Source organism: Rhodococcus sp. A14 (assembly GCF_011603105.1).
In the GTDB taxonomy this organism is placed as follows: domain Bacteria; phylum Actinomycetota; class Actinomycetes; order Mycobacteriales; family Mycobacteriaceae; genus Rhodococcus_F; species Rhodococcus_F opacus.
Map to the genome: position 1 here is coordinate 1 of NZ_JAAOQS010000190.1, position 8060 is coordinate 8060.

Consider the following 8060-nt stretch of genomic DNA (forward strand, 5'->3'; position numbering starts at 1 on the left):
CCCCCCGCCGCACCCGGCACCTACGAGGCCTCGCTCTCCCGGAGCATCGGCGTCGGCGGAAACATCCTGATCACCCTGTCGTCGATCTCGCCGGCGTCGAGCGTCTTCATCCTCGGTGGTTCGGCGCTCGCCCTGTTCGGCACCGGCGTGTTCTGGGCATTCCTCATCGCCGGCATCGTGAGCATCCTCATCGCCTTCTGCTACGCCGAACTCGCGTCCGCGTATCCCGTTGCCGGCGGCGACTACTCACTCGTGTCGCGGGCACTCGGACCGGCCTTCGGCATCGCCACGTTCTTCATCAGCCTCATCTCCCTGCCGCTGATCATCGCCGTCTTCGCCCTCGGAGTCGCCGACTACCTGGGCGTCGCGATCCACGGCCTGTCGCCGCAGCAGACCGCGCTCGTCGTGGTCGTGATCACCACCGTGACCGCATGTTTCGACATCCGCACCAACGCATGGCTCACCGGGGTCTTCCTGGGCGTCGAGATGGCGGCGCTGGCTCTGCTCACCGTCCTCGGTTTCGTCCACATGGAACGGCCACTGACCAGCCTCCTCAGCCCGGAGGTTCTCGATCCGAGCACCGGCAACCTCGCACCACTGGCGATCTCCGGACTGATGCTGGCCGTCACCCAGGGAATCTTCGCGTACAACGGCTACGGCGGCGCCGTCTACTTCGCCGAGGAGACCAAGAACGCCGCCCGCTCGATCGCGAAGGCAGTGATCTGGAGCGCCGTCATCACCGTCGCCACCGAACTCGTCCCGCTCATCGCGATCCTGGTGGGCGCCCGCTCGCAGACCGAACTCTTCGGTTCCAGCCTTCCCGTCGAGGCATTCCTCACCGAACGCGCCGGTCACGCCGTCGCCATGGTGGTCCTGCTCTCGATCGCCCTCGCCGTGATCAACGCGATCATCGCGATCACGCTGCAGGCGGGCCGGCTTCTCTACGCCGCCGCACGCGATCGCGCCCTCCCCGAGACCGTCGCCGCGCCGCTGCAGACCGTCAGCACCAAGGGCCGCGTCCCCGTCCTCGCCACCGTCGTGATGGGCGCCATCGCGTTCGCCGCGTGCCTCGTCCCGCTGGACGTCCTGCTCACCGCCACCGGGACGACCCTGACGTTCACGTACCTGTTCATCGCGCTGGCCGCGATCAACCACCGCCGCGGCGGCACCACCCGAACCGGCTACCGCATGCCGTTGTGGCCGCTGGCCCCGGGAATCTGCATCGCCGCGCTCGGCCTCGTCTTCGTCGTCACGCTGCTCGACCCGGAGCAGTGGCTCAGCCTCGGCATCTCCCTCGGACTCGTCACCGCCGGCTTCGTCTACTTCGCCCTGTACCTGCGACCGCGCAAGAACACCCACCTGCTGTTGCTGAACGCCGCCCCCGAGGAGAACTGCTGATGCTCGACCTGCTTCTGACCAACGGCGTCGTGCGGACGTTCGACACCACCGGCCGGGCCGAGGCCGTCGGCATCGCGGACGGCCACATCCGGTACGTCGGGACCACCGAGGACGCCCCCGCCGCCCGGCGCACCATCGACCTGCGAGGGCGACTGCTCACCCCCGGGATCATCGACAGCCACAACCACCTTCTCCTCGGATTCGATCCCGACGCCGTGAGCCTCGAAGGCGCACCCGACCTCACCGAGGTCCGGCGACGGATCGGCGCGCACGCGGCCACCCGCCCCGACCTCGACTGGATCTGCGCCGAGAACGCCGTCTACTCCGTGGTGACCGGGCGCCGCCCGAACGCCGCCGACCTACGCGGCCTCACCGACCGTCCGGTCTTCATCACCACCTACGACCAGCACTCGGTGTGGCTGAACGACGCCGCACTGCGTGTGCTCGGAATCGACCGCGGCACCCAGATCCCCTGGGGACGGCCGGAATTCGACGACGACGGCGTCCCCACCGGCTGGGTCACGGACTTCTACACCAGCGCGATGACGCGGGCCGGTCTGGCCGGTCTGCAACGCGACATCCCGATGTACTCCCCCGACCGCCGCTATCGGCGCATCACGTCCAGCCTGGAGATGGCGACCGCGAGCGGTATCACCACCGTCGTCGAACCGCAGGTCCCGCTGGCCGAACTCGATCTGATGTACCGGGCGCGCGCCGAGGGGCGGATGCACTCGCGGGTGATCACCGCCCTGTTCCACCCGGTCGGCGCCGACGCCGCGTTCCGCCGGGACCTGCGGGAGGCCGTGGACAGCGCACCCGTCGACGACATGCTCCGGCTCGGGCCGGTCAAGCTGTACGCCGACGACGTGATCGAACCGCACACCGCGACCATGCTGTCCGACTACGCGAACCGGCCGGGGCACCGCGGCGCGCCCAGCCTGCCGCCGCAGGAGTTCACCGCGATGCTCACCGAACTCGACCGCCTCGGCTTCCAGACGCACACCCACGCCACCGGCGACTGGGGAATCCGGCTGGCGCTCGACTCGATCGAGCACGCCGGCCGCGCGAACGGGACGGTCGACCGACGGCACGGCATCGTCCACGTCGAATGCCTCCATCCCGAGGACCTTCCCCGGTTCCGGGAGCTCGGCGTGGTCGCGGCGATGCAGCCGCGGCACTGCTCTCCCGACCTCGTCGCGGGAACGTGGATGGAGAACGTCGGCGAGGACCGGTGGGACCGGGCGTGGCGATTCCGTTCGCTCGCCGAGTCGGGGGCGGCGCTGGCGTTCTCGAGCGACTGGCAGGTCGGGGAGATGGATCCGCTCGTCGGCCTGTACTCCGCCCTCACCCGCTCGGGTCTGGACGGCCGGACCGACTGGACTCCGCGCGAACGGATGGACCTGGATTCGGCGTTGCGGGCGTACACCCGCGGCGGCGCGTGGGCGTGGCACGCCGAGGACGAGCTCGGAGTGATCCGTCCGGGTGCCCGCGCCGACCTGGTCGTCTGGTCGGCGGACCTCTACACGCTCGAGCCCGGACAACTGCTGGACCAGCGGGCCGACCTCACCCTCGTCGGCGGCGCGATCGTGCACGACGCCGCCTCGGCGAGCGCCGTTGCGGACGTGCCCTTCGCCGGCTCCGGCGCGGCCGGCCACACCTGCTCGCACGGGTGACTCCGGATTGGACAACTCGGCGCGGCGGGGGGCGCGTCTTTCACCATTTTGTCAGCTGCCCCTGGCTTGTGAGGCAGCGCACACTTGTTTTCAGATGCTCTGCAACTCCGGACTCCGGTCGGACTGTTCGACCGACGGTCCGTTCCGACACACGAGTTTCGACCCCACGAGAGGAACCGGTACGAATGTCGATCGACGTACTCGAGAACTACATCAACGGTGAGTTCGTCGCCTCATCCGCGACGGAGACGCTGGACTTGATCAACCCCGTGGACGAGAGCGTCGTCGGGCGTACGCCCGTCTCCACCAAGGCCGACGTGGACGCCGCCGTCGAGGCAGCCGAGCGGGCCTTCGTCTCGTGGGGCAAGACCACCCCGAGCGTGCGGCAGACCGCGTTGCTGAAGCTCGCCGACGCGATCGAGGCGCACAGCGACGAACTCGTCGAGGCGGAATGCCGCAACACCGGGCAGCCCAAGCAGGTCATCGCCGACGAAGAGATCAAGGTGGGCGCCGACCAGCTCCGCTTCTTCGCGGGAGCGGCCCGGATGCTCGAAGGCAAGGCCGCCGGCGAGTACATGGACGGCTTCACGTCCTACGTGCGCCGCGAGCCGATCGGTGTCGTCGGTCAGGTCACCCCGTGGAACTACCCGTTCATGATGGCGCTGTGGAAGATCGGCCCCGCGCTCGCGGCAGGCAACACGATCGTCCTCAAGCCCAGCGACACCACCCCGAACAGCACGCTCGTCCTGGCCCGGCTGACCAAGGGGATCCTGCCGGACGGCGTCTTCAACGTCGTCCTCGGCAACGGCGAGACCGGCGCGACCCTCGTCGAGAACCCGGCCCTCGGACTGGTGTCGATCACCGGATCCGTGCGCGCCGGTATCGCCGTCGCCGTCTCCGCCGCACGCCAGCTCAAGCGCGCGCACCTCGAATTGGGCGGCAAGGCCCCCGCCATCGTCTTCGGTGACGTCGACATCGAGAAGACCGCGAGCGGCATCGCCGAGGCAGCCTTCTTCAACGGTGGCCAGGACTGCACCGCCGCCACCCGCGTCCTCGTCCACGAGTCCATCCACGACCAGCTCGTCGACGCCCTCGTCCGCAAGGCCGAGACGCTCGAGCCCGGTCTGCCGGACGACCCGGACGCGTTCTACGGCCCGCTCAACAACATCAACCACTTCAACGCGGTCAGTTCCAAGATCGCCTCGCTCCCTACCTCGGCCAAGATCGTCACCGGCGGAAAGCGTTCGGGAGAGCAAGGATTCTTCTTCGAACCCACCGTGATCACCGGCGTCGACCAGCGCGACGACATCGTGCAGGAGGAGACGTTCGGCCCCATCCTCACCGTGCAGAGCTTCTCCGACGAGAAGGAGGCCGTCACCCTCGCCAACGACGTCCGGTACGGTCTGGCGTCGAGTGTGTGGACCAACGATCACGGCGTCACGCAACGCCTCTCGGCCGCACTCGATTTCGGCGCCGTATGGATCAACTGCCACATCCCGCTCGTCGCCGAGATGCCGCACGGCGGATTCAAGTACTCCGGCTACGGCAAGGACCTCTCCGGCTACGGCGTCGAGGACTACACCCGCATCAAGCACGTCATGAGTTCCCACGACTGACGTCGCCCACCCCATACCCATCCACGTCACGACCCTGAGGACTGCACCAACATGAACGACATCCAGTACCGGCTGCCGCAGAAGCGCGCCCTGGTCACCGAGCTCCCCGGCCCGAAGTCGGCGGCCCTCACCGCACGTCGCCGCGCCACCGTGGCCGCGGGCGTCGGCTCCAGCGTCCCCGTGTACGCGGCGGATGCCGACGGTGGTGTGGTCGTCGACGTCGACGGCAACTCCCTGATCGACCTCGGCTCGGGCATCGCGGTCACCAGCGTGGGCGCATCCGATCCGGCCGTCGCCGAGGCGGTTCGGGAGCAGGTCGGGCACTTCACCCACACCTGTTTCATGGTCACCCCGTACGAGGGCTACGTCCGCGTGGCGGAGGAGCTCGCCGCCCTCACCCCCGGCGACCACGAGAAGCGCACCGTCCTGTTCAACTCGGGCGCGGAGGCCGTGGAGAACGCGATCAAGGTTGCTCGCCTCGCCACCGGCCGCGACGCCGTCGTCGCGTTCGACCACGCCTACCACGGTCGTACGAACCTGACGATGGCCCTCACCGCCAAGTCGATGCCCTACAAGGCCCACTTCGGTCCGTTCGCGCCCGAGGTGTACCGGCTCCCCATGTCCTACCCCTATCGGGACCAGGACGGACTGACCGGTGAGCAGGCCGCCCAGCGCGCCATCAGCCAGATGGAGAAGCAGATCGGCGCCGATTCACTCGCGGCGATCATCATCGAGCCGATCCAGGGCGAGGGCGGATTCATCGTTCCCGCCGAGGGATTCCTCCCCACCCTGGTGAACTGGGCCCGCGCCAACGGCGTCGTGTTCATCGCCGACGAGGTGCAGACCGGGTTCTCGCGCACCGGCGCCTGGTTCGCGTGCGAGCACGAAGAGATCGTCCCGGACATCATCACGATGGCCAAGGGCATGGCGGGCGGCATGCCGCTGTCCGCGATCACGGGCCGCGCCGAACTCCTCGACAAGGTGCACCCCGGCGGTCTGGGTGGCACGTACGGCGGCAACCCCGTCGCGTGTGCCGCCGCGCTCGCCGCGATCGACAGCATGCGGAAGTTCGACCTGCCCGCTCGCGCACAGCACATCGGCGACCTGGCCCTGCCGCGGCTGAAGGCACTGGCCGCCGACGTCGGCGTCATCGGTGACGTGCGCGGACGGGGCGCGATGCTCGCGATGGAGTTCGTCAAGCCCGGCACCGACGAGCCGGACGCCGAACTGACGAAGGCGATTGCCGCACATGCGCTCGAACAAGGTGTCATTCTGCTGACGTGCGGTACCTACGGAAACGTCATCCGACTGCTTCCGCCGCTGGTGATCAGCGACGACCTGCTCGACGACGCCCTGACCGTCATCGAGCAGATCGTGCGCTCGCTCGTCTGACCCGTGCGCCTTTTCGGTAGTCACCGCAACCGAAAAGGCGCACGAGCACGAACTGCCCACCCCAACGACCAGAGGAGACACCATGACCCGGACGACCACCGGCACGTTCCATCCTCTGGACCCGTTGGGGGCGGACGAATTCGCGCAGGCCGCGGCCGTTCTCGCCCGGGAACACGGGGTCGGGGACGGCTGGCGGTTCGCGTCGATCGAACTGGCCGAGCCGGGCAAGGCCGAGGTGTCGGAGTTCGACGCGTCGGGTACCGTCCCGGACCGCCGGGCCGTCGTCGTGTGCTTCGACCGCAACAGCGGAGACACCTACAAGGCGCTCGTCTCGCTCACGGGAGACAACGTGGTCTCCTGGGAGCACATCCCGGACGTCCAGGCGAATTTCACGGTGGACGAATGGGAAGAGGCGGACGCCTTCCTCCGCGGGCACCCGGACGTGATCGCGGCGCTCGCGAAGCGGGGGGTCACGGACATGAGCCTGGTGTTCATGGACGTGTGGACGTACGGCGACGCGGTGACCCCGGAGAAGTACAAGGGGCGCCGGCTCGGCTGGTCGGACACCTGGGTCCGGGCGGCCGAGGGCGCCAACCCGTATGCGGGCCCGGTCAACGGTTTCCACTGTGTGATCGACGTCAACAAGATGGAACTGCTCGAGATCGAGGACACGTTCAGCGTCGAACGTCCCGAGGTCATGGGCGAGTACGTGCCCCGGCACATCCCGGAACGGATCCGCGACGCGAGCACGCGGCCGCCGCTGAAGCCGTTGGACATCGTCCAGCCGGAGGGACCGTCGTTCACGCTCGAGGGCAACAAGCTCGAGTGGCAGAACTGGTCACTGCGGGTGGGGTTCAACTACCGCGAGGGCATGACCCTGCACGCGGTGACCTACAACGACAACGGCCGGGTGCGCTCGATCGCGAACCGGATGTCGTTCGCGGAAATGGCGGTGCCGTATCGCGACACCAGCACCGATCACTACCGCCGCACCGCCTTCGACATCGGCGAGTGGGGCATCGGGTTCATGACCACGTCACTCACCCTGGGCTGCGACTGCCTGGGCGAGATCCGGTATCTCGACGCCGTACTCCACGACAGCCACGGTGTGCCGTTCACGATCGAGAACGCGATCTGTATCCACGAGGAGGACAACGCCGTCCTCTGGAAGCACGTCGACCACGATGCGGGCGCCGAGGTGCGCCGCATGCGGCGGCTGACGGTGTCGACACACGTGACGGTCGCGAACTACGAATATCTCGTCTACTGGCGGTTCTACCAGGACGGCAACATCGAATGCGAGGTCCGCGCCACCGGGATCATGGTGGTCAGCCACTTCCCGGAAGGCGGGGAGCACCCCAGCGGGACGCTCGTCGACAACCGCACGTACGCGCCGTTCCACCAGCACTTCCTGGTCGCCCGCCTCGATCTCGACGTGGACGGCACCGAGAACACGGTGTACGCCACCGAGACCGAAGTGGTGCCGATGGGCCCGGACAACCCTCTGGGTCTCGCGCTGCGCCAGAAGAACACCCCGCTGCGCACCGAACTCGAGGGCCGACAGGACTTCGACTGGCAGAGCCAGCGGGCGTGGAAGGTGGTCAACGACAACACGACCACCGGCCTCGGCACCGCCCCCGCCTACAAGCTCGTTCCCGGCGGCGCGATCCCGTCGATGTTCGACCCGGCGTCGCCGATCTTCCAGCGCACCGGTGCGATCGGCCACACCGTCTGGGTGACGCCCAACTCACCCGACGAGCGCTGGCCTGCCGGGGAATTCGTGAACCAGAGCAAGGTCGATCACGGACTTCCCGCCTGGACGGCGGCCGACCGCCCGATCGAGAACACCGACGTGGTGCTCTGGTACACGTTCGGTATCCACCACATTCCCCGGCCGGAGGACTGGCCGATCATGCCTGCGGACACCGTGTCCTTCTGGCTGAAGCCGGTCGGATTCTTCGACCGCAACCCCGCCCTCGAC

Annotated in this window: 5 protein-coding genes; all 5 read left to right on the forward strand. The window is 68.3% G+C overall.

Going from position 1 to position 8060, the window contains the following annotated elements:
- A partial coding sequence (locus tag G9373_RS43965) for an APC family permease (RefSeq protein WP_167121091.1) occupies positions 1–1398 on the forward strand: 1398 nt, incomplete at its 5' end.
- The gene (locus G9373_RS43970; protein ID WP_167121093.1) at positions 1398–3071 is read left to right on the forward strand and encodes an amidohydrolase; all 1674 of its coding nucleotides are present in this window, start codon (positions 1398–1400) and stop codon (positions 3069–3071) included. The genes G9373_RS43965 and G9373_RS43970, both read left to right, overlap by 1 nt.
- Positions 3072–3256: 185 nt before the next feature.
- Positions 3257–4687 (forward strand): gamma-aminobutyraldehyde dehydrogenase, encoded by a 1431-nt coding sequence (locus tag G9373_RS43975; protein WP_065489967.1) that lies wholly within the window; start codon positions 3257–3259, stop codon positions 4685–4687.
- A gap of 51 nt (positions 4688–4738) precedes the next feature.
- Positions 4739–6079 (forward strand): 4-aminobutyrate--2-oxoglutarate transaminase, encoded by a 1341-nt coding sequence (gene gabT, locus G9373_RS43980; protein ID WP_005238605.1) that lies wholly within the window; start codon positions 4739–4741, stop codon positions 6077–6079.
- A gap of 82 nt (positions 6080–6161) precedes the next feature.
- The coding region (locus tag G9373_RS43985) for a primary-amine oxidase (RefSeq protein WP_167121095.1) at positions 6162–8060 on the forward strand (1899 nt) is incomplete at its 3' end.

Excerpts from the sequence above, each read along its gene's own strand:
- G9373_RS43970 (WP_167121093.1), top strand. The coding sequence starts at position 1,398 with ATGCTCGACCTGCTTCTGACCAACGGCGTCGTGCGGACGTTCGACACC.
- G9373_RS43975 (WP_065489967.1), top strand. The coding sequence starts at position 3,257 with ATGTCGATCGACGTACTCGAGAACTACATCAACGGTGAGTTCGTCGCC.
- gabT (WP_005238605.1), top strand. The coding sequence starts at position 4,739 with ATGAACGACATCCAGTACCGGCTGCCGCAGAAGCGCGCCCTGGTCACC.